Annotated in this window: 2 protein-coding genes and 1 pseudogene; 1 reads left to right on the top strand and 2 read right to left on the bottom strand. The window is 62.7% G+C overall.

Annotated features, from left to right (window positions below):
• A pseudogene (locus EN969_RS36390) lies at positions 1-99 on the bottom strand (DNA mismatch repair protein MutT); the annotation flags it as partial.
• A gap of 128 nt (positions 100-227) precedes the next feature.
• Between EN969_RS36390 and EN969_RS31165 the strand changes: the two are divergent.
• Positions 228-989: an SOS response-associated peptidase gene (locus EN969_RS31165; protein WP_013532563.1), complete on the top strand. Its 762-nt coding sequence runs from the start codon at positions 228-230 to the stop codon at positions 987-989.
• Positions 990-1,050: 61 nt separating this feature from the next.
• Here the strand turns inward: EN969_RS31165 and EN969_RS31160 are convergent, their stop codons facing one another.
• Positions 1,051-1,206 (bottom strand): hypothetical protein, encoded by a 156-nt coding sequence (locus EN969_RS31160; RefSeq protein ID WP_013532562.1) that lies wholly within the window; start codon positions 1,204-1,206, stop codon positions 1,051-1,053.
• Positions 1,207-1,375 lie beyond the last annotated feature (169 nt).

Genomic DNA, 1,375 nt, shown 5'->3' with positions numbered 1-1,375 from the left:
CCCTTGCGACGGTTGCCGGGCTCGCTTGACCAGAAGCACGGTGTCTGCCCGCACGACGGCGACCGAGACTGCCGGAAGTATTTTGCGCGCTTCGTTCATGGATTCCCAATCAGGCTGAAGGCCGGTCAGTTGTGGACCGGCCAGCGTGGACAAGTTTTAGCGGTTGCGCAACGCCGGTTCCATCGCCACTTTCAGAAGCCGAACCTTTCGAAGGGCACCAATCGACCATGTGCGGACGTTTCGCCTTGACCGCGACGCCGGATCAGACCGCTGCCTTTCTGGACGTGGCGGGGCTTGAGGATTTCCCGGCGCGCTACAACATCGCCCCGACGCAGCCGATCCTGATGGCGGTCGCCGGCCCTCCGCAGGCGCCGGGCTCCAATCTGCCGGACCGGCAGCCAATGCTGGTGCGCTGGGGGCTGATCCCGACCTGGGTGAAGGATACACGCGAGTTTCCGCTGCTGTTCAACGCGCGCTCCGAAGGGGCTGCCGAAAAGGCGTCGTTCAAGGCCGCCATGCGCCATCGCCGCGCTTTGGTGCCGGCGTCCGGCTTTTATGAATGGCGGCAAACCGGTGGCAAGAAGGGGCAGCCTTACTGGATACGCCCCAGGCATGGCGGGTTGGTTGCCTTCGCCGGGCTGATCGAGACCTATGCCGAGCCGGGCGGTTCGGAAATGGACACCGGCGCCATCCTGACCATCAACGCCAATGCCGACATCGCGCATATCCACGACCGCATGCCGGTGGTGATCGACCCCAGGGATTTCGCCCGTTGGCTGGATTGCCGCACGCTCGAACCGCGTGATGTCGCCGATCTGTTGCGGCCGGCTCAGCTCGATTTCTTCGAGGCAATTCCGGTCTCCGACCTCGTCAACAAGGTCGCCAACACCGGACCGGAGATTCAGGAGCGGGGCGAGATCGGGCCGGAGCCCGAGAAGGTCAAGCGCCAGAAGTCCGGCGCGGACGACAGTCAGATGACGTTGTTCTAGCAGAGGGCGCGCGCGTCGGCGCCTTCATTTCTGGCGCCATTGGCGCCGGCCGCCCACCCCTTCAGGCAGCGCGGGGCGAAACGATCTTCTGCGCCGGCTTTTTCTTCTTGGCGGTATGGAGAAGGGCGGCGACGATCGCGGCCGGGCCGATTGCGCGATAGTGGTTGGCCAGCGCCGGCTGCTTGGCGCGGTTGGCTTCCTGCTTGGTTCGGGGCATGTCTCTCTTCCCTGGTAACATTTTCGTGTCTGCGTTTGATGGCCGATTCTGACCAAATCGTGACGCCTGCTGATCTAGCCGGCGAATGTTTCATGACTGTGCCGACATGTTTAATAAAATGTTTCAGTGCATCATTACCTGTGACCCAGCGGCGGTTTTTCCGAAAATT

Source organism: Mesorhizobium sp. M7A.F.Ca.CA.003.01.2.1, from assembly GCF_003998945.1.
Lineage (GTDB): Bacteria > Pseudomonadota > Alphaproteobacteria > Rhizobiales > Rhizobiaceae > Mesorhizobium > Mesorhizobium ciceri.
The sequence above is the reverse complement of the archived record's forward strand: the minus strand, read 5'-3'. Positions and strand labels throughout refer to the sequence as shown.

Bases quoted from the DNA above. Each gene is read 5' to 3' on its own strand.
- EN969_RS31165 (WP_013532563.1), top strand. From the start codon at position 228: ATGTGCGGACGTTTCGCCTTGACCGCGACGCCGGATCAGACCGCTGCC.
- EN969_RS31160 (WP_013532562.1), bottom strand. From the start codon at position 1,206: ATGCCCCGAACCAAGCAGGAAGCCAACCGCGCCAAGCAGCCGGCGCTG.